This window comes from Sphingomonas colocasiae (genome assembly GCF_019880585.1).
GTDB lineage: Bacteria > Pseudomonadota > Alphaproteobacteria > Sphingomonadales > Sphingomonadaceae > Sphingobium_A > Sphingobium_A colocasiae.
The window spans coordinates 59,163-80,470 of sequence record NZ_JAINVV010000004.1; the positions used below are offsets into that span (position 1 = coordinate 59,163).

The window sequence follows — 21,308 nt, forward strand, 5'->3', positions numbered from 1 at the left end:
CCGGGCGGGAAATTGGTCCCGATAAAAGCGGGTTAGTCCAGGATCAGCTCCGCCATGGCATCGACGATCGCATCGGCGTCGAGGCGATAGGTGCGATACAGGTCCGGCAGGTCGCCGGTCTGGCCGAAGCGGTCGAGGCCGAGCGGGCTCACCCGGTGGCCGCGCACGCCGCCCAGCCAGGCGAGCGAGGTCGGGCTGCCGTCGATCACCGTCACCAGCGAGGCGTTTCGCGCCAGCCGGCCGAGCAGCGCATCGGCATGCGACGCGCCGGCCTCGCCCTTCGTCCAGCGATTGGCGCGCTGCGCGGACCAGCCGCGCTGGAGCAGATCCGGCGAGGTGACGTTGAGCAGGCCGATGCCCGGCAGATCCTCGCTGAGCTGTTCCCAGGCGGCGAACGCCTCCGGCATGATCGCGCCCGTCGCGACGATCGCGTGCGCCGCGCCCTCGCCGGGCTCCTTCAGCCAGTATCCGCCCTTCAGCGCGTCGTCGCGCCAGCCCGTGCCGGCGCGCTCCACCTGATCGAGCGTGCGCGTGGTCAGGCGCAGATAGACCGAGCCGCCGCCATCGGCCTGCATATGGTCGAACGCCCATTCCATCATCGCGGCGAGCTCGTCGGCATAGGCGGGCTCGAAATAGGTGAGGCCCGGCTGGCCGATGCCGATCAGCGGCGTGTTGATCGACTGGTGCGCGCCGCCCTCCGGCCCGAGCGTCAGGCCCGACGGGGTGGCGACGAGCAGGAAGCGCGCATCCTGGTAGCAGCCATAGTTGAGCACATCGAGGCCGCGCGAGATGAACGGATCATAGACCGTGCCGATCGGCAGCAGCCGCGTGCCGAACAGCGGCGCGGCCAGGCCGAGCGCGGCCAGCGTCAGGAACAGATTCTGTTCGGCGATGCCCAGCTCGACATGCTGGCCGGCGCCATTGCCCGTCCATTTCTGCGCGGAGGGGATGCGGGCGAGCTGGAAGACGTCCTTCAGCTCCTGCCGGCGGAACAGGCCGCGCTGGTTCACCCAGGCGCCGAGATTGGTTGAAACGGTGACGTCGGGCGAGGTCGTGACGATATGGTCGGCGATCGGATGGCCCGATTTGGAGAGGTCGAGCAGGATGCGCCCGAACGCCGCCTGGGTCGATTGCTCGGCGCCCTCGGGAACCGGGATCGCGGGCACGGGCACCGCGGGCGCCGCGGTCTCGCGGTTGCCCGCGCTCAGCGGAGAGGCGTCGACGAACGCCTTCAGTTCGGCGGCGGCATTGTCGCCAAGCCCCGCATAGGGCGCCCATTCGTCGCCCTCGGCGATGCCCAGCCCCTGGCGCAGCGCTTCCACCTGGCTGGGGTTCATCAGCCCGGCATGATTGTCCTTGTGGCCCGCGAAGGGCAGGCCATAGCCCTTGACGGTATAGGCGATGAACACCGTCGGCCGGTCGTCCTGCGCGTCGTCGAACGCCTCCGCCAGCGATTCGGCGCAATGGCCGCCCAGATTGGTCATGAGCTGCGACAGCGCCGCATCGTCATAGCTCGCGATCAGCGCGGCCACGCGCTTGTCGGCGCCGATGTCGCGCATCAGCCGCTCGCGCCACGCGGCGCCGCCCTGATAGGTGAGCGCGGCATATTCGGCATTGGGGCAGGTATCGATCCATTGCTCGATCGCCTTGCCGCCGGGCCGCGCGAACGCCGCCTTTTGCAGCTTGCCGTATTTCAGCGTGACGACGCGCCAGCCGCAGGTCTCGAAGATATCGTCGAAGCGGCGGAACATCCGGTCCGCCGTCGTCGCGTCGAGCGACTGGCGGTTATAGTCGATGATCCACCAGCAATTGCGGATGTCGTGCTTGTACCCTTCGATCAGGCATTCGTAGATATTGCCTTCGTCAAGTTCGGCATCGCCCATCAGCGCGATCATCCGGCCCGCCTTTTCGGGGGCGAGGCGGCCATGCGCGATCAGATAATCCTGCACCAGGCTGGCGAAGGCGGTTATGCCGACGCCCAGGCCCACCGATCCGGTCGAGAAATCGACGGGAATCCTGTCCTTGGTGCGGCTGGGATAGCTTTGCGCGCCGCCCAGCCCGCGAAAGCGCTGGAGCTGGTCCAGCTCCTGGTTGCCGAGCATATAGTGGATCGCGTGGAGCAGCGGCCCGGCATGCGGCTTCACCGCGACCTTGTCGTTGGGGCCGAGCGCGTGGAAATACAGCGTCGACATGATCGTCGACATCGACGCGCAGCTCGCCTGATGCCCGCCGACCTTCAGCCCGTCGCGGCTGTCGCGCAGGTGATTGGCGTTGTGGATCGTCCAGGCCGATAGCCAGCGTAGCCGCGCATCGATCCATTCGAGATAGGTGACCCGCCGCTTGCGCTCCGCGCGCGCCGCGATGCTGTCGATACGGGTCTTCGAAGGGGCCATGATCGGGTTCCGTGAAAAGGACGCTAAGCCTGTCCTAATCCGTGGAGCTCGAAGGCGGCAACTTGAATCGTCATTTCGGTGGTTTGGAATGCGCGGAGGCTTATCGCCCTACTCATGTCATTCCGGCGAAAGCCGGAATCTCTTGCTCTATGCCGAGGGAGATTCCGGCTTTCGCCGGAATGACGTGATGACGGTGAAAGTTGTTCCAACCCCGCCCTCAATCGAGCGCTTCCGCCATCTCCGCCAGTTCGAGCCAGCGCAGTTCGGCCGCGTCGCGTTCCGTGCGCGCGTCGTCGATCGCCTTGGTGAGCGCGGCGAAGCGCTTGGGATCGCGCGTGTAGAGGTCGGGATCGGCGAGCGTCGCCTCGTCGCGGGCGATCGCGGCCTCGATCTCCTCGATCCGGCCGGGCAGCAGGTCCAGGTCGCGCTGATCCTTGTAGCTGAGCTTGGTTCTCGCCTTGGCGGGCGGCGGGGGCGGCGGCGGCGCGGCTTTCGCCACGGCGCGCGCGGGTTGCAGCCGCGCCTTGCGCTGGCGTTCCCAATCCTCATAGCCGCCGGCGACGATATCGACATGGCCCGATCCGTCGAGGCCGAGCGTGACCGTCACCGTCCGGTCGAGAAAGTCGCGATCGTGGCTGACGATCAGCACCGTGCCTTCATAATCGGCGATCACTTCCTGCAGCAGGTCGAGCGTTTCCAGGTCGAGATCGTTGGTTGGTTCGTCGAGCACCAGCAGGTTGCTGCGCCGCGCGAATTCGCGCGCGAGCAGCAGGCGCGAACGCTCGCCGCCGGACAGCGAGCCCACCTTGGCGTCGGCCAGCGCGGGTTCGAACAGGAATTCCTTCAGATAGCCGACGATATGCTTCTTGGCGCCGAGCACCTCGATCCAGTCGCCGCCATCGGCCAGCACGTCGCGCACCGTCTTTTCCGGCGCCATCAGGCTGCGCTGCTGGTCGATGATCACGCCGTCGAGCGTCTTGGCGAGCTTCACGCTGCCCTCCTCGGGCTCGATCTCGCCGGTCAGCAGCTTCAGCAGCGTCGTCTTGCCCGCGCCGTTGCTGCCGACGATGCCGATGCGGTCGCCGCGCTGGATGCGGAAGCTGAAATCCTTGATCACCGCGCGCTCGCCGAAGCGCTTGGTGACGCCGACGGCGTCGATCACCGTCTTGGTGCGGACATCGTCGGTGCCGATCGAAAGCGCGGCGGTGCCCGCCGGGCCGAGCATCGCGGCGCGAGTGGCGCGCATTTCCTTGAGCTTGGCCAGCCGGCCCTGGTTGCGCCGGCGGCGGCCGGTGACGCCGCGCTGGAGCCAATGCTCCTCGATCTTCAGCTTGGCGTCGAGCCGCTGCGCGTTGCGCGCTTCCTCTTCATAGACCTTCTCGGTCCAGGCATCGAAGCCGCCGAAGCCGATTTCGTGCCGGCGCAGCGTGCCGCGATCGAGCCACAGGCTCTGGCGCGTCAGCCGGGTGAGGAAGGTACGATCGTGCGAGATCGCGATAAAGGCGCCGCGATAGCGGCCCAGCCAGTCCTCCAGCCAGTCGATCGCGCCGATGTCGAGGTGGTTGGTGGGTTCGTCGAGCAGCAGCACGTCGGGATCGAGCGCCAGCGCGCGGGCGATCGCGGCGCGGCGCCTTTCGCCGCCCGAGGCGGTGGCGGCCGGACGGTCCATGTCGATACCGAGTTGATCGGCGATCGCGGCGACTTCATGGGCTTCCGGCGCATCGCTGCCCGACAGCGCATAATCCATCAGCGTCGCATGGCCCGCCATCGCGGGTTCCTGTTCGAGCAGCACCACTTTCGTGCCGGGCACCATCGTCCGGCGCCCTTCGTCGCAATCGATGGCGCCGGCGATCAGCTTGAGCAAGGTCGTCTTGCCCGCGCCGTTGCGGCCGATCAACGCCAGCCGGTCACGCGGGCCGACGAACAGGTCGAGATGGCGGAACAGCCACCCCGAACCCTGGATCAGGCCGAGATCTTCATAGGCAAGGACGGGGGCTGACATGGAACGCTCTGATTGTCCTGAACTTGGGGTGTCGGATCGCCGTTCGATGAACCGGCTATTCATGGCCTATTCAACGCTTTCCCCCTATGCCACAAGCCCATGAACGCAATGACTCGTCTTCTTGTATCCCTCGGATTGGCGCTTTCGACCGCGCTTCCGCCCGTCGCGGCAGAGGCGCAATCCCGCCGTGACGAACAGGATTCGGCCTATGACGCGAGCCGCAAGGGGCATGTGATGCCGCTGCACCGGATCGAGGCGATGGTGGTGCCGCGCTATGAGGCGAGCGGCGCGTCCTATCTGCGCGCGAGCCCCGAATATGACGAGGAACGCGCGATCTATCGCCTGAAATTCCAGCGCGACTACAAGGTGTTCTGGGTCGAGGTCGATGCGCGCAACGGGCGCGAGGTCGGCCGTTCGGGGCGCTAGTTTCTAGACCTTCGACAAGTCCCGCGTCCCCGGTGTAGGGTTGCGGCGAACACCCGTTTCAAAAAGGGGAAGAGATGCGCGTTTTGATCGTTGAGGACGAGCCGAGCCTCGGCCAGCAGCTCCGCAGCACCTTGGAGGGCGCGGGCTATGCGGTGGATCTCGCCACCGATGGCGAGGACGGCCATTTCCTGGGATCGACCGAAAGCTACGACGCGGTCGTGCTCGACCTTGGCCTGCCCGAGATCGACGGGCTGACGGTGCTCGATCGCTGGCGCCGCGAGGGCAAGGCGATGCCCGTGCTGGTGCTGACGGCGCGCGACAGCTGGTCCGACAAGGTGGCCGGGCTGGACGCGGGCGCGGACGATTATCTCGCCAAGCCCTTCCAGTCCGAGGAACTGATCGCCCGCCTGCGCGCGCTGATTCGCCGCGCATCGGGCAATGCCTCGTCCGAACTGGTGGCGGGCGACGTCCGGCTGGATACGCGATCGGGCAAGGTCACGCTGGCGGGATCGCCGGTGAAGCTGACCGCGCAGGAATATAAGCTGCTGAGCTATCTGCTCCATCACAAGGGCAAGGTGGTCAGCCGCACGGAGCTGATCGAACATATCTACGATCAGGATTTCGACCGCGATTCGAACACGATCGAAGTGTTCGTCACGCGGATCCGCAAGAAGCTGGGGCCGGACGTGATCACCACCATCCGTGGCCTGGGCTACAGCCTGGAGGATCCGGAGGCGTGATCGCGCCTTCGTGCTGAAGACGATGCGGGGCCACGCCGACGCTGATGACTGAACCCGCGCCCGCCGCTCTCAAGCTGCCGAAGCAGCGCAACACCGGATCGCTCAGCCGGCGCATGATCGGCGTCGCGGCGCTGTGGATCCTGGTGCTGCTGGTCGGCGGCGGGCTCGCGCTCGATCGCGTGCTCACCACCGCGATCACGCGCAATTTCGACGCGGGCATGGAATATGTGCTCAATTCGATGATCGCGTCCGCGGAGATCGGGCCGGTGGGGGAGGTGCGCTTCAGCCGGCCGCTGGCCGACCAGCGTTTTCTGGAGCCCAATTCGGGCCTGTACTGGCAGGTGACCGGCAAGGGCGTCGAGCCGTTCCCGTCACGCTCGCTATGGGATCGGCGGCTGCGCACGGGCGCCGCGCATCGCGATTCGGCGATCCACACCTATGACAGCAGTGAATTCCAGGATCAGAAGCTGCGCGTGATGGAGCGCGACATCCAGCTTCCCGATTCGCCGACGATCTGGCGCTTCCAGATCGCGCAGAGCCGCGACGGGCTGGACGAGCAGATCGAGACATTGCGCCGCACATTGGTGCGCAGCTTCGCGTTGCTCGGCCTGGGGCTGATCGTGATGGCCGCGCTCCAGACCTTTTACGGCCTCTGGCCGCTCAAGAAGCTGCGCGAAGCGATCGGCGCGATGCGCGCGGGGCGGACGAATCGGGTGGAGGAAGCGATGCCCGACGAGGTCCAGCCGCTGATCCAGGAACTGAACGCGCTGCTCGCGCACAACGAGAAACAGGCGGAGGAAGCGCGCGAACATGCGGGCAATCTGGCGCATGCGCTGAAGACGCCGCTGACCGTGATCATGAACGCCGCGACCGCGCACGCGGCCGACCTGCCCGAAACCGTGATCCGCGAAGCCGCGACGATGCGGCGGCAGGTCGACCATCATCTGGCGCGCGCCCGCGCGGTCGGCCGGCGCGGCCATGCCCATAGCCGCGCGGTGGTGTGGCAGAGCCTGGAAGCGGTGGAGCGCGCGGTGGGCCGGCTCTACGCGCATGTCCGTTTCGACATGGACGGCCCGCGCGATCTGGCCGTGCACACCGAACGCCAGGATCTGGACGAGATGCTGGGCAATCTGATCGAGAATGCCGCGAAATATGGCGGCGGCAGCGTGTTCGTCACCGTCCAGCAAAGCGGCGGTTTCGTCGAATGCCTGGTCGAGGATGACGGCCCCGGCATTCCCGAGGAGGAGCGGCAGCGCATCTTCGATCGCGGCGTCCGCCTCGACACCGGCAAGCCCGGCACGGGCCTTGGCCTCGCCATCGTCCGCGACGTCGCCGAAATCTACGGCGGCACGGTCACGCTGGAGGAAAGCGAGGATCTGGGCGGCCTGCTGGTGCGGCTGAGACTGCCCGCCGCGGCGTGATCACTCCCGCGACAAGTCCTGCCGCGAAAACAGGATGATCGCCGTGGCGATCAACACGAAAGCCCAGCAGAGCAGCATCGCCGCGCCCGCCAGCGCATCGCCGCCCGATCCGCCCTGCGCCCAGCCGCGCGCCATGTCTCCGGCATGGACGGGCAGCAGGATCGCCCGGTTGATGCCGGCGGGCGGCTGCGCGAAGGCGAGCAGCAGCGACTGGCCGAGCGCGAACAGGAAAGCGGGCATCGCGCCGCCGAGCAGAGAGCGCGTCGCGACCGCTCCCGCCATGGCGAGCGCCCCCAGCGCCGCGAGTTCGGCGAGCGACGCCGCCCAGGCCACGGCCAAAGCGGCCCAGCCCGGCCCGCCATCCACGTTCCAGGCGACCGGCGTGCCCTTCGCCAATCCGGCGACGAACGCCGAGAAGAACTCGACCGCGACGATCGCGGCCAGGCTCAGGGCGGCGCAGGCCAGATAGACCATGAATTTGGCGAGGATCAGGTTGAGCCGCCGGTTGCGCGGGCCGATCAGCCGCCAGCTTTCCCAGCGATATTCGTTGGCGACCAGCGCGGCGGCGCCGATCGCGTAGAAAAGCTGCGCGATCGGGTTGCCGCCGGCGCCGAGCGACCGGATCGCGAGGCGGAACGGCTCGATCGTCGGCGGCACCATCTTCGAATCGATCCGGACCGCCAGTTCGATGCCCAGCCCGAAGATCAGGATGAACAGCGGCACCAGCGCATAGGCCCAGAACAGCGCGCGCGGATTGCGCAGCGCGCGATAGGCTTCGCCCGAGATCGCCTGAGCCAGCATCATCGGCCAGTTCCTATCATTGGCCCGTTCTTTCGAAGAACAGCCTTTCCAGGTCACCGCGCACCCAGCGCGCCTCGCTGACGGCAATGCCCGCGCCGACCAGCGCGGCGATCAGGGCCGGCGCGTCGGCCCGCGCGATCGGCGCCAGCATCGCGTCCTCGCCATCGGCGCGCGCATCCGCGCCCGCGATTTCGATCGCCCGCGCGATCGGCGTGGCGGCGATCCGCAGCCTGTCGCCCGATCCCAGCAGGTCCGCGATCGGCCCGCTCGTCACCAGCCGGCCATGATCGAGGATCGCGACATGGTCGCAGATGCGCTGGACCTCGTCGAGCAGATGGCTGGACAGCAGCACGGTCGCCCCGTCGCGATCGGCGATATCGCGGACGAGCCGGCGGATGTCCTGGATGCCGGCGGGGTCCATGCCGTTGGTCGGTTCGTCGAGGATCACCAGTTCCGGCGCGCCGATCAGTGCGCAGGCGATGCCCAGCCGCTGCTTCATGCCCAGCGAGAAGCCGTCGACCCGCCGATTCGCCGCCTCGCTCAGCCCGACCCGATCGAGCAGGCCCTCCGCGTCGGCATCGGCGATGCCCGCCGTCAGCGCGACGCTGCGCAACGTCTGCGTGGCGGTCAGATAGGGGTGGAAGCGCGGCGCCTCGATAAAACCGCCGACCCGGCGCAGGACGCGGGCATCGACCGGCGCGCCGAACAGCAGCACCTCGCCCGAACTCGGCCGCACCAGATCGAGCACGATCCGCAAAAAGGTCGATTTGCCGGCGCCATTGGGGCCGAGCAGCCCGAACACGCCGCCCCGGGGCACGGCCAGGTCGAGCCCAGCGAGCGCCGTCACCGCGCCATAGCGCTTGGCGACCGAGCGTGCCTCGATGACCGCGCCGGTCATGTGCCTGTCAGCCGGCCTGCATGCCCTGATGGTGGCGGATCACCTCGTCGATGATGAAGCGCAGGAATTTCTCGGTGAAGTCCGGATCGAGATTCGCCTGTTGCGCCAGCGCGCGCAGGCGCGTGATCTGGCGTTCCTCGCGCCCCGGATCGGCGGCGGGCAGGCCGGTTTCGGCCTTGTGCCGGCCAACCGCCTGGGTGATCTTGAAACGCTCCGCCAGCATGAACACGAGCGCCGCGTCGATATTGTCGATGCTCTCGCGATAGCGCGTCAGCCGGTCGTCGGTCATGGAGCCTCCCTGTCGCCGTGGCTTTTCGGGGGAGCGGCGCGCGAAAGCAAGGCCATATTGCTTGCATATCGCCGCCGTCCGGGCCAAGGCGCCGCCATGTCAGCGACCATCCACCGCCTCGCGCCCGCCGGGCGCGCTCCTTCGCTCGAACCGATGATGGCGCTGGTCGCCGGCGATCTCAATCAGGTCAACAGCGTGATCCTGGCGCGGATGCAGTCGGATATTCCGTTGATCCCCGAACTCGCCGGGCATTTGATCGCGGGCGGCGGCAAGCGCATGCGCCCGATGCTGACGCTGGCCTGTGCGCGGCTGCTCGATTATGCGGGCACGCGCCAGCACAAGCTGGCCGCCTGTGTCGAATTCATCCACACCGCGACGCTGCTGCACGACGATGTCGTCGACGGATCGGATCTGCGCCGGGGCCGGCGCACCGCCAACATGATCTGGGGCAATCCGGCGAGCGTGCTGGTCGGCGATTTCCTGTTCAGCCGTTCGTTCGAGCTGATGGTGGAGGATGGCAGCCTGAAGGTGCTGCGCATCCTGTCCAACGCCTCCGCGGTGATCGCCGAGGGCGAGGTGAACCAGTTGACCGCGCAGCGCCAGGTGGAGACCGGCGAGGATCGCTATCTCGAGATCATCGGCGCCAAGACCGCCGCGCTGTTCGCCGCCGCCTGCCGGATCGCGGCGGTGGTGGGCGAACGCAGCGAGGCGGAGGAACTGGCGCTCGACGCCTATGGCCGCAATCTCGGCATCGCCTTCCAGCTTGTCGACGATGCGATCGACTATTCCTCCGACGAGGAGACAATGGGCAAGGGCGTCGGTGACGATTTCCGCGACGGCAAGGTGACCTTGCCCGTGATCCTCGCCCATGCGCGCGGCAGCGACGAGGATCGCAAATTCTGGCGCGACGCCATGCATGGCCACCGCATCAGCGATGCCGATCTGGCGCATGCCACCGCCCTTTTGAACAGCACCGGCGCGATCGCCGACACGCTGCAGCGCGCACGCCATTACGGCCAGCGCGCGATCGACGCGCTCGGCCTCTTCCCCGCAAGCCAGGCTAAGGCGGCGCTGGTCGAAGCGGTCGAATTCGCGATCGCGCGCGCCTATTGAGGGCGGGCCGATGATGCGCGGCATGGCGCCGGCGGCAAGCCCCGATGCCTATGTCGCCGCGCTCACCGGCTGGCAGCGCGAACGCGTCGAGATGCTGCGCGCGGCGATCCAGGCGGGCGCGCCCTTCGACGAGATCATCAAGTGGGGCAATCTCGTCTTCGTCTCCAACGGCCTGTGCATGCTGATCCGGGCGGAGGCGCATCGCGTTCTGCTCGGCTTCTGGCGGGGCAAGCGGCTGACCGCATATGATCCGCGCATCAAGCCGAGCGGCAAATACGAACTCGCCAATCTCGTCATGACCGAGGAGACGGTGATCGATTCCGCTCTGGTCTCGCGGCTCGCCGCCGCCGCCGCCGCGCTCAATGCCGAGCTGGGCGATCCGACGCGGGTAACGAAGGGCGATTGAGCTGGGCCATGGCCGACCTGCCGATCCACGCCGTTCTGCCCGTGCTGCTCGCCGCCTTGCGCGACGCTCCAAACGCCGTGCTCGTGGCGCCGCCGGGCGCGGGCAAGACCACGGCGGTCGCGCCCGCGCTGCTGGGCGAACCCTGGTGCACCGGCCAGATCCTGCTGCTCTCGCCACGCCGCCTCGCCGCGCGCGCCGCCGCCGAGCGGATGGCGCAGCTCGCGGGCGAGTCCGTCGGCGGCACGATCGGCTATGCGACGCGCATGGACAGCCGCCAGTCCGCGGCGACGCGCGTGCTGGTGTTGACCGAGGGGATTTTCCGCAACCGCATCCAGGCCGATCCCGAATTGCCGGGTGTCTCCGCCGTGCTGTTCGACGAGGTGCATGAACGCAGCCTCGACAGCGATTTCGGCTTGGCGCTCGCGCTCGACGCGCAGGGCGGGTTGCGGCCCGATCTGCGGCTGGTCGCGATGTCCGCCACGCTCGACGGCGCGCGTTTCGCGGCGCTGATGGGCGACGCGCCGGTGGTGGAGAGCGAGGGGCGGAGCCATCCGCTCACCTTGCGCCATATCGGCCGACGCGCCGAGGCGCGGATCGAGGACGAGATGGCCGCCGCGATCCGCCGCGCGCTGGCGGAGGAGGCGGGCGGCGTGCTCGCCTTCCTGCCCGGCGTCGCCGAGATCGAGCGCACCGCCGAGCGGCTGACCGGCCTGCCCACCGATGTCGATCTCCACCGGCTGCACGGCACGCTCGATCCCGGCGCGCAGCGCGCCGCGATCGCGGCCGGGCCGGCGGGGCGGCGCAAGCTGGTGCTGGCCACCAGCATCGCGGAGACCAGCCTGACGCTCGACGGCGTGCGCGTGGTCGTCGATTCGGGGCTGGCCCGCCGCCCGCGCTACGATCGCGCGGCGGGGATGACGCGTCTCGTCACCGAACGCGCCAGCCAGGCATCTGTGACGCAGCGCGCGGGCCGCGCGGCGCGGCAGGGGCCGGGCGTCGCGATCCGGCTGTGGGAGGAAGCGGCGACGGTGGGGCTGCCGCGTTTCGATCCGCCCGAGATCCTCGAAGCCGATCTGTCGCCGCTGATGCTCGATTGCGCGCTGTGGGGCGTGAGCGATCCACGCAGCCTCGCCTGGCTCGATCCGCCGCCAGACGCCGCCATCGCCGAAGCGCGCGGGCGGCTGGTCACATTGGGCGCGATCGACGGCGACGGCCGCCCGACCCGCCATGGCGCCCAACTGGCGAAGCTGCCGATGCCGCCGCGCCTCGCCCATATGCTGGTGGAGGGCGGCGCGCGAGGCTGGGGGCGGCTGGCCGCGCAGGTCGCGGTGCTGCTGTCCGAACGCGGGCTTGGCGGGCAGGACGCCGATCTCGAACTGCGGCTGCGGCGCTGGCGGGGCGAACGCGGGCAACGCGCCGAATCGGGGCGGCGGCTCGCCGAACGATGGGCGAAGCTGGCTGGCGGCGGCGCGGGCGATATGGGCGGCGATGCGGAGATCGGCGTTTGCGTGGCGCTCGCTTTTCCCGATCGCCTGTCGCGGCGGCGCGGCGCCGACGGGGCGGACTGGATTTCGGTTGGCGGGCGCGGCTTCCGGCTCGATCCGACATCGCCGCTCGCGCGCGAGGAATGGCTGGCCGTGGCGGAGATTCAGGGCGTGGCGCAGGGCGCGCGCATCCTCTCCGCCGCCGCGATCGACTTCGCGACGGTGGAGGCGCTGTTCGGCGACCGGATCGAGAGCGGCGCGCATGTGAGTTTCGATCCGGCGACGCGCGGCGTGCGGGCGATGCAGGGGCGCTGGCTGGGCGCGATCCAGCTCGCCAAGGGGCAGGATGCGAAGGCCGATCCACAGGCGATCGCCGTCGCGCTGGTGGAGGGCGTCCGCCTCCACGGCGTCGATCTGCTGCCATGGAGCGAGAATGCCCGGTCGTTGCGCCGTCGCGCCGGTTTCGCCCGTCGTTCCGCCCCGGAGCTGCCCGATCTGTCGGACGAGGGGCTGGCGGCGACGCTCGACCAGTGGCTGCCGCCGCTGGTGGCGGGCAAGCGCCGGCTGTCCGACGTGGAGGGCGCAGCGCTTTCGGGCACGCTCGACGCGCTGCTCGGCTGGGAGGGCCGCAAGCGCGTCGATTCGCTGGCGCCCGCCGATTTCGCGAGCCCCGCCGGCAGCCATCACGCGATCGATTACGAGGCCGATGCGGGGCCGACCGTCACCGTGCGCGTCCAGGCGTTGTTCGGGCTGGCGACGCATCCGATGGTGGCCGGCGTGCCGCTGGTGCTCAGCCTGACATCGCCGGCCGGCCGGCCGATCCAGACGACGCGCGACCTGCCGGGATTCTGGGCGGGGAGCTGGCATGCCGTCGCCAAGGAGATGCGCGGCCGCTATCCGCGCCACCCCTGGCCGGACGATCCCGCCGCTGCCAATGCGACGCTCAGGACCAAGAAGGCGGACGCGCGGCGTTGAAGCCGCGCCATGCCCTGTGTATGGGGCGTGGCAAGGACAAGAGGGCAGACAGATGGCCGCACGAATCTACCAGACCCCCAAGAACGCGATGCAGTCGGGCAAGGCGCGCACGCATCGCTGGGTGCTCGAATTCGAGCCCGCCGAGCGCAAGCGCCCCGATCCGCTGATGGGCTGGGCCGGTTCGGGCGACACGCGCGAGCAGGTGAAGCTGAGCTTCCCGAGCGCGGAGGCCGCCAAGGCCTATGCCGATCGCGAAGGCATCGCCTGCCATGTCGTGGCCGCGCCGGAACGGACGCTGAAGCTTCAGGCTTACGCGGATAATTTCCGGTAATCGGTTCGGTTTGATGATGTGCCTGACCGGTTTGTCGCCGATCGGGCAACAAAAGGCAGAATCTTCCCCGTTCGTCGCTGCAGCGGAAGCTGGAGCCCGTACAGTCCGTCCACCGCGCGGATGCGAGACATCGCATGGACCCCGGCTTTCGCCGGGGTGACATCAGGGAAAGGGAAAATCGCGCCGTTCCGGATTGCCCGGGGTGATCAGCGCCCCAGCAGTCCCGGCCCGAGCAGCGTCAGCAGCTTCACGTCCATCACCATGCCGGCGCGCCGTTTTTCGGCGATGAATGCCGCGATGTCCGCCAGCTTCACGCGGTGGACCGTGATGTTCTCGCCTTCGACGCCGCCGCCCTCGCTCACCTTTTCCAGATCGTGCGCGCGCACCAGCGTGAAGGTTTCGGAGACCATGCCGGGCGAGGAGGCGAAGCGGCCGATCGTCTCGATCCGGGCGGCGCGATAGCCGGTCTCCTCCTCCAGCTCGCGGCCCGCGGCGAGCTCGATCGCCTCGCCTTCATCCTCGTCGCCGACCAGGCCCGCCGGCAGCTCAAGGCAATCGGCGCCCAGCGGCACGCGATATTGCTGGACCAGCAGCACATGATCGCCGTCCTCGCCCGAATCAATGGCGAGGATCACCGCGGCCTCGATCCCGCGCGTGCGTGAGACATATTCCCATTTGCCGCGCGTCTTCGCGGTGATGAAGCGGCCCTGCCAGACCGTGTGTTCGATATCGTCGCTCACAATTCGATCAGCCGATCGGGAATTTCATTGGGGTCTCCGGAATCCTTTGGAAAATGGGCGGCGAGGATCGCGCCGACCTGGCGCACGGCCGCCGCCATGCCTTCGCCGGGGCGCCCGGCGCGGACCTCGTCGATCAGCGCGGCCATCGCGTCGCCCCAGCTTTCGGAGGGCACGGCGCGATGCACCGCCTCGTCGGCGACGATCTCCGCCATATGCTCGCCCATCGAAAGATAGATGAGCACACCGGTCTTCTTCACGGTGCGGCTTTCGGCGCCGACCTTGAAATACTGGATCGCGCGCGCGCGGACGCGGCGGGCCTTGGTCGCGCGCGGGGTCAGCGCCAGCCGCAGCGGCATCCAGGCGAGGATGTAGCGCACCGCGAGGAACTTGGCGGCGAGCGCCACGAAGATGATCGGCAGGATCTCGCCGATCGAGAATTCATGTTCCCAGCCGTTCGCCGCCCAACTGAGGATGGCGATGATCTTTTCGGGAAACACCGCGAACAGCGCGAGCGCAAGGAACATGATGCCGATCGCCCAGTGCAGCCCGGCATCATGATATTTGTCGGACAGATCGGTGACGATCGTCACGATCTCGCCATCGGTGCCGCGTTCGGCCTCCGTTACCGCGTCGCTCACCCGCTTGTGGTCGGCCTCGCTCAGCCGGTTCACCTTCGCCATCACCAGCTCCCCGATGCGCCGCCGCCGCCGAACGATCCGCCGCCGCCCGAAAAACCGCCGCCTCCGCCGCCCCAGGACGATCCGCCGCTACTGCCGCTGCTCCAGGAATCGCTGCTGGAGGACGAGCTCCAGCCGCCGGAGGAGGGGCCCCAGATCACCACCGGCCCGCGCCCGCCACGATAGCGGCTGCCGCGTCCGCCGCGCACCGCGTTGAACAGCGTCGGCAGCACGATCATCGCGACCACGATCAGCCAGAACAGCAGGATCAGCGGCGATCCGCCGCTGTCGCGCCGCGCTTCCTTGTCCGCCGCCAGCAACTGCTGTTGCCGCGTCGCCGCCTGATCCGTCGGCAGGCCGATCTGCTCCATGATCGCATAGGCGCCGGAGACGATGCCGCCGGGCATGTCGCCCGCCTTGAAGTGCGGCAGGATCTGCTGGTTGATGATCAGGCTTGAAAGAGCGTCGGTCAGGATCGGTTCCAGCCCATAGCCGACCTCGATCGCCACCTTGCGTTCGTTGGGCGCGACCAGCAGGATGACGCCGTCATTCTCCTTGGTGCCGATCCCCCAGTGGCGGCCGAGCTGATAGCCATAGTCGCGGACCTCATAGCCCTTGAGATCGGATATCGTCGCGACGACGAATTGCCGCCCGCTGGCCTTTTCGAGCGCATCGGACTGGGTCGTGATCTGCTGTTCCTGCTCCGGCGTCAGCAGGTCGGCCTGATCGACGACACGTCCCGTGAGCGGCGGGAAGGCGCTCGCGGGAACGATCTGCGCCTGCGCCGCCGGCATGAGCGAGGCGATCAGCAACGCGAACAGGATGGACAGGCGCATCACGGGATGCGGCATGGCCGGCAATGCGATGCGCAGACGGCTCATCGCGCTTCTATCAGCCCTTGCTGAAATCGACGGTGGGGGCCTGGTCCGCGCCGGCCTTGGCTTCGAAGGGGACCATGGGCTTGGCGCCATGGATGATCTTGGCTCCGATCATGTCCGGAAAGGTGCGGATGGTGGTGTTATAGCTCTGCACCGCGCCGTTATAGTCGCGGATCGCGATGTTGATGCGGTTCTCCGTGCCTTCGATCTGGCTCATGAAGGTCGTGAAATTCGCCTGGCTCTTGAGCTCGGGATAGGCCTCGACATTGGCGAGCAACCGGCTGAGCGTGCCGCCGAGCTGCGCCTGCGCCTGCTGGAACTGGGCGACCTTGGCGGGGTCGGTCAGATCATTGGCGCTGACCTGGATCGACGTCGCCTTGGCGCGTGCCTCGATCACGTCGGTCAGGATCGTCTTTTCCGATTCGGCGGCGCCCTTCACCACGGCCTGGAGATTGGGAATCAGGTCCGCGCGGCGCTGATAGGCGGCCTGCACGTCCGCCCATTTGGCCTTGGCGTTCTCCTCGGCCGTGGGCACGCTGTTGATGCCGCAGGCCGAAAGCGTCAGCACGGCGGCCGGGGCGAGCAAGGCGAAACGAAGGCGGTCGCTGGTCATATATCCCTCCGGACTGTCCTGCACACGCAATACAGCCCTGCCCAACATGCTGCAACGCCTTGCGTTCGCCGGCAGAGTGGGCGAATCTGCCGACAGGCAGACAGGGAGTGACAGATGTTCCAGGAATTCAGGGCGTTCATCGCGCGCGGCAACGTGCTCGACCTCGCGGTCGCGGTCATCATCGGCGCGGCGTTCGGCAAGATCGTCACATCCTTGACCGAAGACCTGATCATGCCGGTGATCGGCGCGATCTTCGGCAATATCGATTTTTCGTCGCTGTTCGTGATCCTGGGTGAGGTGCCGGCCACCTATACCGGCTCGCTGGCCGACTATGCCGCGTTGAAGGCGGCGGGCGTGCCGCTGTTCGGCTATGGCGCCTTCCTGACGCAGGTGATCAATTTCGTGATCATCGCCTTCGCCATCTTCATGCTGGTCAAGGCGGCCAACCGTTTCCACAAAAAGGCCGAGGACGCGCCGGCGGGGCCGACCGAGGTGGAACTGCTCACCGAGATCAGGGACGCGCTGCGCAACAAATAAGCGCGGGCGATCGGGCAATGGAATGGGGCGGGGTGTCGCGACGGCGGCATCCCGCCCTTTCAATTTGGCGCGCCCGTCCCTATATCGATCGCGCCGGACTTGTCCGGAGATGGCGATGAATGATGTCGTGGAATAGATGCAGCGGACCCGGGGGCAGTACCCGGCGGCTCCACCAAAAACCCGTCTCGGCGGGCTTCTGACGGGGCCGAACCAGGATCGACGTGTGTTCAAAGACGATGTTTTCGCCCGGCCTGAATGCGCCGTAAAACCGTTCAAAACCACAAGTGCCAATGACAACGAGGCGCTCGCGATTGCCGCGTAATCACGGCCTAACGGCTTAGATTACAAGGCTTGAACGCGGTTCGGGCCGAACCGGGCAACAGAATCGGATTCCGGCGGCACGGGGAGCGCCGAGCAACAGAAGCTCCCCACCTGTTTTTCTTTCGTCATCGGTTCGTCGCAAATCTCGGAACCCTTGGGGTATCCCGCGATTTGTGCCTGTTCCGCCGTGCAGGTTCGCGCGGCCCCAATTGTTGCAGGGGTAGGAAATGAAGACAGTTTTCAAATCGGTCGCTCTGGCGAGCCTGGTGGCGCTGGCCGCGTGCGGCGGCAAGGGCGACGACGCGCTGGCCGACAATGTCGAGGCGAATGCGGACAATGTGGCCGACGCGCTCGACGCCCAGGCGGACAATGCCGTCAATGAGGCGACCGAGGACATGCTGGAGAATCAGGCGGATTCCGTGCGCGAGAATGGCGAGGCTGCGGCCGACGCCATCGACGATGCGGACGTCAACGCCGCGCAGGTGAAGACGAGCTAGGCGAAGCGGTCTCCCGTTTCGGCTTCCAGGGGCCGGTGCCGCGTGCGGTGCCGGCCCCTTCCCGTTTCAGGATTGGCCGTCCTGACTGACGGCCAATCCTGCTGGTCGCTCAACCGGGCATGGCCAGCAGGGCGCGGGTGCGTTCCTCGCGGACCAGCGTGAAGGATCCGCCCAGTTGCCGGGCGAGCATCTGGGCGATGCGCAGGCCCAGGCTCTGGCTGTCCTCCAGCCGAAACCCCTCGGGCGGGCCGGCGCCGTTGTCGCTGACTTCCAGCAACAGCCCCGAGGGTGTCCGGTTGAGGCGAACGCCGATGCTGCCCGCCGAACCGTTCGCGAAGCCATGTTCGATCGCGTTGGCAATCGATTCGGCGACGATCAGCGCGATCGGGATCTTGGCGTCCGGCCCGATCTCGATGCCGTCGTCCACCGACACCTCCAGCGCGACGTCGTCGCGGCCGCTGGCGGACAGGACATCGCCGCACAGCGTGTCGAGAAACGGGCCGACGGGTACATGGCCGCCCGTGGTGTCGTGAAGCTGGCGGGATATCTTGCCGATCAGCGTCAGCCGGCGCGCCGCCTCGTCCAGTGCGTCGCGCGCGCGCTTGTCGGTCACCCCGCGCTTTTGCAGCGTCAGCAGCCCGGCCACGACCTGGAGATTGTTCGAAACGCGGTGCTGGAGCTCGCGGAACAGCAGTTCGCGATTCTCCGCGAGCAGGCGGCTGGTCTCGCGTTCGCGCGCGGCGCGGGCCACGAAGGTCTGGAGCGCGTGGATCAGCACGATCTCCGCGCCGACGACGAGCGCGAAAAAGCTCAGCGCGACCGCGATGCCGGCGTCGAACGCGAAGACCGTTGTCGGCGTGATGAAGAAATACCAGGCCAGCGCGCCGCTCGCGACGGCGCAGAGCGTGCCCGGTTTCCATCCGAACAGCAGCGTGGTGGCGACCACCATCGGAAAGAAGGTGAGGAAGGGGTAGCCGGGCGGCATCCAGGGCGCGGACAAGAGCCGCAGGCCCAGGCCGATTCCCGCCGCGAGCAGCGCCGCGAGCATAGCAAGCAATTGCCGATCCGCCAGCAGCGGCAAACGCTCGACAAAGGCCTGTACCCGTCCCGACATGCGCCCCCCGGCGGCCAGGGCATGTGGTGATCCGCTGGAAGCCGATCGCAAGCCCTTGATCTTCTTCGTCGCGATTTGCGGCGCAAATCCCCGAAGACCGCGCATGCGTATCACGCCGCCAGGGGCTTGTCAGCGGATTCCTGTGCTAAGTTATTGGAGATAAAGAAAAGGGGGCGTGAAGCCCCCTTTTCCGTGTCTTTGCCGTTCAGGCGATCAGTCGTCGTCGCGCTTCAGGAAGGCCGGCGCGAATTCGGGCTCCGGCCCGTCATCATTGCCGCCTTCGCTGCGTTCACGGCGGGGACCGCGATCGCCCCGGTCGCCACGCGGGCCACGGTCACGGTCACGGCCGCCGCGTCCGCGGTCGCCGTCACGACGGGGGCCGCGATCGCCACGGTCACCGCGCGGACCGCGATCTTCGCGGGGCTCGCGGGGCGGGCGGGTGTCTTCCAGCTCGGCGCCGGTTTCCTGATCGACGACGCGCATCGACAGGCGAACCTTGCCGCGCTGGTCGATCTCGAGCACCTTCACCTTCACTTCCTGCCCTTCGGACAGGACGTCGGCGACCTTCTCGACGCGCTCGTTCTTGATCTCGGAGACGTGGACGAGGCCGTCCTTGCCGCCCATGAAGTTCACGAACGCGCCGAAATCGACGAGATTGACGACCTTGCCGGTATAGATCTTGCCGACCTCGGCTTCCTCGACGATGCCGAGGATCCACTTCTTGGCGGCTTCGATCTGCGACAGGTCCGACGAGCTGATCTTGATCAGGCCCTCGTCGTCGATGTCGACCTTGGCGCCGGTCTCGGCGACGATCTCGCGGATCACCTTGCCGCCGGTGCCGATGACTTCGCGGATCTTCGACTTGTCGATCTGCAGCGTCTCGATGCGCGGGGCGTGCGCCGAAAGCTCCGTGCGGGTTTCGCCCAGTGCCTTGGCCATTTCGCCCAGGATGTGCGCGCGGCCCTCATTCGCCTGCGCGAGCGCCTGCTTCATGATCTCTTCGGTGATGCCCGCGATCTTGATGTCCATCTGCAGCGAGGTGATGCCCTCGCTGGTGCCGGCCACCTTGAAATCCATGTCGCCGAGGTGATCCTCGTCGCCCAGGATGTCGCTGATCACCGCGAAGTCCTTGCCTTCCAGGATCAGACCCATGGCGATGCCCGAAACCGGGCGCTTCAGCGGCACGCCGGCATCCATCATCGACAGCGAACCGCCGCACACCGTCGCCATCGACGACGAGCCGTTGGACTCGGTGATGTCGGAGAGGACGCGGATCGTGTAGGGGAACTCGTCCTTGGTGGGCAGCACCGGATGCAGCGCCCGCCACGCCAGCTTGCCGTGCCCGACCTCGCGGCGGCCCGGCGCGCCGAAGCGGCCCACTTCGCCGACCGAATAGGGCGGGAAGTTGTAGTGCAGCATGAAATGCTCGTAGCGCAGGCCGTTCAGGCCGTCGATCATCTGCTCGGCGTCCTTGGTGCCCAGCGTGGTCGTGCAGATCGACTGGGTCTCACCGCGCGTGAACAGCGCCGAACCATGCGTGCGCGGCAGGAAGCCGACGATCGCCTCGATCGGGCGGATCTGCGTGGTGGTGCGGCCGTCGATGCGCTTGCCGTCCTTCAGGATGGCCTGGCGGACGATCTCCGCCTCCAGCTTCTTGACGAGCTTCAGGCTGGCGATCTTCTCGCCGGCTTCCGCGTCGGCGAACAGCTCGCGCGCCTTGGCGCGGGCTTCGTTCACCGCGTTCTGGCGGGCCTGCTTGTCGGTCAGCTTGTACGCGGCGGTCAGATCCTTGCCGATCGCGCTCTTCAGCTTCTTCTTGGTTTCGCTGCGGTCGATCTCCGCCGACATCTCCCAAGGATCCTTGGCAGCCTGTTCGGCCAGCTTGATGATCGCCTGAATCACCGGCTGGAAGCCGCGATGCGCGAACATCACCGCATTCAGCATGACCTCTTCCGAAAGCTCCTTGGCTTCGGATTCGACCATCATCACCGCGTCGTGCGTGCCGGCGACGACCAGATCGAGCTCGCCCGCGGCGACCTGCTCGTCGGTCGGGTTCAGGATGTACTCGCCATCGACATAGCCGACGCGCGCGGCGCCGATCGGGCCCATGAAGGGCACGCCCGAGATGGTGAGCGCGGCCGACGCGGCGACCATCGCCAGCATATCGGGCTCGTTTTCGCCGTCATAGCTCAGCACCTGAGCGATGACGTTGATCTCGTTGAAGAAGTTCTCGGGGAACAGCGGGCGGATCGGGCGGTCGATCAGGCGGGAAACCAGCGTTTCCTTTTCGGTGGCGCCACGCTCGCGCTTGAAGAAGCCGCCCGGAATGCGGCCGGCGGCCGAGTATTTTTCCTGATAATGGACGGTGAGCGGGAAGAAATCCTGCCCGTCCTTCACCGAGCGCGCGGCCGTGACGGCGCAGAGCACGACGGTTTCACCCAAGGTCGCGAGCACCGCGCCGTCGGCCTGGCGGGCAACGCGGCCCGTTTCGAGCTTGAGGGTTTGTCCGCCCCACTCGATTTCGACTGTTTTCATGTTGAACATTGATTTTCCTTACGTCCGGATCGCCAGATGCGATCCGGTGCATCTTGTGTACGCGCCGGATTTGGCGCGCTTGTGACGGGACTGGTATCCTGCCCGTCTGCTCCCGCC

General features: G+C 67.5%; 20 protein-coding genes and 1 other RNA gene. 10 read left to right on the forward strand and 11 right to left on the reverse strand.

Annotation, left to right across the window (positions count from 1 at the left end; all coding sequences use genetic code 11):
- Window positions 1–32 precede the first annotated feature (32 nt).
- Together K7G82_RS06790 and K7G82_RS06795 are read right to left on the reverse strand one after the other, a co-directional pair.
- Window positions 33–2,393 (reverse strand): transketolase, encoded by a 2,361-nt coding sequence (locus tag K7G82_RS06790; RefSeq protein WP_222989111.1) that lies wholly within the window; start codon window positions 2,391–2,393, stop codon window positions 33–35.
- Window positions 2,394–2,610: 217 nt separating this feature from the next.
- Complete coding sequence (locus tag K7G82_RS06795; protein ID WP_222989112.1) at window positions 2,611–4,395, reverse strand: ABC-F family ATP-binding cassette domain-containing protein; 1,785 nt, start codon at window positions 4,393–4,395, stop codon at window positions 2,611–2,613.
- A gap of 108 nt (window positions 4,396–4,503) precedes the next feature.
- Here K7G82_RS06795 and K7G82_RS06800 point away from each other — a divergent pair, with 108 nt between their 5' ends.
- The 3 genes from K7G82_RS06800 to K7G82_RS06810 all read left to right on the forward strand — a co-directional run bounded on the left by K7G82_RS06800 (window position 4,504) and on the right by K7G82_RS06810 (window position 6,982).
- Window positions 4,504–4,821, forward strand: coding sequence for a hypothetical protein (locus K7G82_RS06800; protein WP_222989113.1), 318 nt, complete (start codon window positions 4,504–4,506; stop codon window positions 4,819–4,821).
- Between the two features lie 74 nt (window positions 4,822–4,895).
- Window positions 4,896–5,561, forward strand: a complete 666-nt coding sequence (locus tag K7G82_RS06805) for a response regulator transcription factor (protein WP_222989114.1) — start codon at window positions 4,896–4,898, stop codon at window positions 5,559–5,561.
- A gap of 44 nt (window positions 5,562–5,605) precedes the next feature.
- A complete protein-coding gene (locus tag K7G82_RS06810; protein ID WP_222989115.1) occupies window positions 5,606–6,982 on the forward strand; it encodes a sensor histidine kinase in 1,377 nt (458 codons plus the stop codon).
- Here K7G82_RS06810 and K7G82_RS06815 read toward each other — a convergent pair whose 3' ends face one another.
- The 3 genes from K7G82_RS06815 to K7G82_RS06825 are packed head-to-tail and all read right to left on the reverse strand — an operon-like array spanning window position 6,983 to window position 8,970.
- Window positions 6,983–7,786, reverse strand: a complete 804-nt coding sequence (locus K7G82_RS06815; protein WP_222989116.1) for a hypothetical protein — start codon at window positions 7,784–7,786, stop codon at window positions 6,983–6,985.
- Window positions 7,787–7,799: 13 nt separating this feature from the next.
- Window positions 7,800–8,681, reverse strand: coding sequence for an ABC transporter ATP-binding protein (locus K7G82_RS06820; RefSeq protein WP_222989117.1), 882 nt, complete (start codon window positions 8,679–8,681; stop codon window positions 7,800–7,802).
- 7 nt (window positions 8,682–8,688) lie between these two features.
- On the reverse strand, window positions 8,689–8,970 hold the full coding sequence (locus tag K7G82_RS06825; RefSeq protein WP_222989118.1) for a chorismate mutase: 282 nt from the start codon (window positions 8,968–8,970) through the stop codon (window positions 8,689–8,691).
- Between the two features lie 96 nt (window positions 8,971–9,066).
- Between K7G82_RS06825 and K7G82_RS06830 the strand changes: the two genes are divergently transcribed.
- From K7G82_RS06830 to K7G82_RS06845, 4 genes are read left to right on the forward strand one after another with little or no spacing between them, the layout of a single operon-like run.
- Window positions 9,067–10,083 (forward strand): polyprenyl synthetase family protein, encoded by a 1,017-nt coding sequence (locus K7G82_RS06830; RefSeq protein WP_222989119.1) that lies wholly within the window; start codon window positions 9,067–9,069, stop codon window positions 10,081–10,083.
- 10 nt (window positions 10,084–10,093) lie between these two features.
- Window positions 10,094–10,489 carry a DUF1801 domain-containing protein gene (locus tag K7G82_RS06835; RefSeq protein WP_246623364.1) on the forward strand — a complete coding sequence of 132 codons (396 nt, stop codon included), beginning with the start codon at window positions 10,094–10,096 and terminating at the stop codon, window positions 10,487–10,489.
- Window positions 10,490–10,497: 8 nt separating this feature from the next.
- Window positions 10,498–12,948: an ATP-dependent helicase HrpB gene (gene hrpB, locus K7G82_RS06840; protein WP_222989120.1), complete on the forward strand. Its 2,451-nt coding sequence runs from the start codon at window positions 10,498–10,500 to the stop codon at window positions 12,946–12,948.
- A gap of 52 nt (window positions 12,949–13,000) precedes the next feature.
- On the forward strand, window positions 13,001–13,279 hold the full coding sequence (locus K7G82_RS06845) for an ETC complex I subunit (protein ID WP_222989121.1): 279 nt from the start codon (window positions 13,001–13,003) through the stop codon (window positions 13,277–13,279).
- Between the two features lie 206 nt (window positions 13,280–13,485).
- Here the strand turns inward: K7G82_RS06845 and K7G82_RS06850 are convergent, their stop codons facing one another.
- The 4 genes from K7G82_RS06850 to K7G82_RS06865 are packed head-to-tail and all read right to left on the reverse strand — an operon-like array spanning window position 13,486 to window position 16,187.
- Window positions 13,486–14,022: an NUDIX hydrolase gene (locus K7G82_RS06850; RefSeq protein ID WP_222990200.1), complete on the reverse strand. Its 537-nt coding sequence runs from the start codon at window positions 14,020–14,022 to the stop codon at window positions 13,486–13,488.
- The gene (locus tag K7G82_RS06855; protein ID WP_222989122.1) at window positions 14,016–14,699 is read right to left on the reverse strand and encodes a TPM domain-containing protein; all 684 of its coding nucleotides are present in this window, start codon (window positions 14,697–14,699) and stop codon (window positions 14,016–14,018) included. Before K7G82_RS06855 ends, K7G82_RS06850 begins: the two co-directional genes overlap by 7 nt.
- The gene (locus tag K7G82_RS06860) at window positions 14,699–15,577 is read right to left on the reverse strand and encodes a TPM domain-containing protein (RefSeq protein WP_246623365.1); all 879 of its coding nucleotides are present in this window, start codon (window positions 15,575–15,577) and stop codon (window positions 14,699–14,701) included. Before K7G82_RS06860 ends, K7G82_RS06855 begins: the two co-directional genes overlap by 1 nt.
- A 10-nt stretch (window positions 15,578–15,587) precedes the next feature.
- Complete coding sequence (locus K7G82_RS06865; RefSeq protein ID WP_222989123.1) at window positions 15,588–16,187, reverse strand: LemA family protein; 600 nt, start codon at window positions 16,185–16,187, stop codon at window positions 15,588–15,590.
- Between the two features lie 114 nt (window positions 16,188–16,301).
- Here K7G82_RS06865 and mscL point away from each other — a divergent pair, with 114 nt between their 5' ends.
- The 3 genes from mscL (at window position 16,302) to K7G82_RS06880 (ending at window position 17,542) form a co-directional block, all read left to right on the forward strand.
- On the forward strand, window positions 16,302–16,724 hold the full coding sequence (gene mscL / locus K7G82_RS06870) for a large conductance mechanosensitive channel protein MscL (protein ID WP_222989124.1): 423 nt from the start codon (window positions 16,302–16,304) through the stop codon (window positions 16,722–16,724).
- Window positions 16,725–16,777: 53 nt separating this feature from the next.
- Window positions 16,778–17,118: a transfer-messenger RNA gene (gene ssrA / locus K7G82_RS06875) on the forward strand.
- Window positions 17,119–17,272: 154 nt separating this feature from the next.
- Entirely contained in the window at window positions 17,273–17,542 is a 270-nt protein-coding gene (locus K7G82_RS06880) for a hypothetical protein (protein ID WP_222989125.1), read from the forward strand.
- A gap of 109 nt (window positions 17,543–17,651) precedes the next feature.
- On the opposite strand, the gene K7G82_RS06885 is transcribed toward K7G82_RS06880, so the two are convergent.
- A complete protein-coding gene (locus K7G82_RS06885; protein ID WP_222989126.1) occupies window positions 17,652–18,656 on the reverse strand; it encodes a sensor histidine kinase in 1,005 nt (334 codons plus the stop codon).
- Between the two features lie 213 nt (window positions 18,657–18,869).
- On the reverse strand, window positions 18,870–21,200 hold the full coding sequence (pnp, locus tag K7G82_RS06890) for a polyribonucleotide nucleotidyltransferase (protein WP_222989127.1): 2,331 nt from the start codon (window positions 21,198–21,200) through the stop codon (window positions 18,870–18,872).
- Window positions 21,201–21,308 lie beyond the last annotated feature (108 nt).

Bases quoted from the DNA above. Each gene is read 5' to 3' on its own strand.
- K7G82_RS06845 (WP_222989121.1), top strand. From the start codon at position 13,001: ATGGCCGCACGAATCTACCAGACCCCCAAGAACGCGATGCAGTCGGGC.
- K7G82_RS06860 (WP_246623365.1), bottom strand. From the start codon at position 15,577: ATGAGCCGTCTGCGCATCGCATTGCCGGCCATGCCGCATCCCGTGATG.
- K7G82_RS06790 (WP_222989111.1), bottom strand. From the start codon at position 2,393: ATGGCCCCTTCGAAGACCCGTATCGACAGCATCGCGGCGCGCGCGGAG.
- pnp (WP_222989127.1), bottom strand. From the start codon at position 21,200: ATGTTCAACATGAAAACAGTCGAAATCGAGTGGGGCGGACAAACCCTC.
- K7G82_RS06830 (WP_222989119.1), top strand. From the start codon at position 9,067: ATGTCAGCGACCATCCACCGCCTCGCGCCCGCCGGGCGCGCTCCTTCG.
- mscL (WP_222989124.1), top strand. From the start codon at position 16,302: ATGTTCCAGGAATTCAGGGCGTTCATCGCGCGCGGCAACGTGCTCGAC.
- K7G82_RS06865 (WP_222989123.1), bottom strand. From the start codon at position 16,187: ATGACCAGCGACCGCCTTCGTTTCGCCTTGCTCGCCCCGGCCGCCGTG.
- K7G82_RS06815 (WP_222989116.1), bottom strand. From the start codon at position 7,786: ATGATGCTGGCTCAGGCGATCTCGGGCGAAGCCTATCGCGCGCTGCGC.
- K7G82_RS06855 (WP_222989122.1), bottom strand. From the start codon at position 14,699: ATGGCGAAGGTGAACCGGCTGAGCGAGGCCGACCACAAGCGGGTGAGC.
- K7G82_RS06885 (WP_222989126.1), bottom strand. From the start codon at position 18,656: ATGTCGGGACGGGTACAGGCCTTTGTCGAGCGTTTGCCGCTGCTGGCG.
- K7G82_RS06825 (WP_222989118.1), bottom strand. From the start codon at position 8,970: ATGACCGACGACCGGCTGACGCGCTATCGCGAGAGCATCGACAATATC.
- K7G82_RS06800 (WP_222989113.1), top strand. From the start codon at position 4,504: ATGACTCGTCTTCTTGTATCCCTCGGATTGGCGCTTTCGACCGCGCTT.
- K7G82_RS06810 (WP_222989115.1), top strand. From the start codon at position 5,606: ATGACTGAACCCGCGCCCGCCGCTCTCAAGCTGCCGAAGCAGCGCAAC.
- K7G82_RS06795 (WP_222989112.1), bottom strand. From the start codon at position 4,395: ATGTCAGCCCCCGTCCTTGCCTATGAAGATCTCGGCCTGATCCAGGGT.
- K7G82_RS06835 (WP_246623364.1), top strand. From the start codon at position 10,094: ATGATGCGCGGCATGGCGCCGGCGGCAAGCCCCGATGCCTATGTCGCC.
- hrpB (WP_222989120.1), top strand. From the start codon at position 10,498: ATGGCCGACCTGCCGATCCACGCCGTTCTGCCCGTGCTGCTCGCCGCC.
- K7G82_RS06880 (WP_222989125.1), top strand. From the start codon at position 17,273: ATGAAGACAGTTTTCAAATCGGTCGCTCTGGCGAGCCTGGTGGCGCTG.
- K7G82_RS06820 (WP_222989117.1), bottom strand. From the start codon at position 8,681: ATGACCGGCGCGGTCATCGAGGCACGCTCGGTCGCCAAGCGCTATGGC.
- K7G82_RS06805 (WP_222989114.1), top strand. From the start codon at position 4,896: ATGCGCGTTTTGATCGTTGAGGACGAGCCGAGCCTCGGCCAGCAGCTC.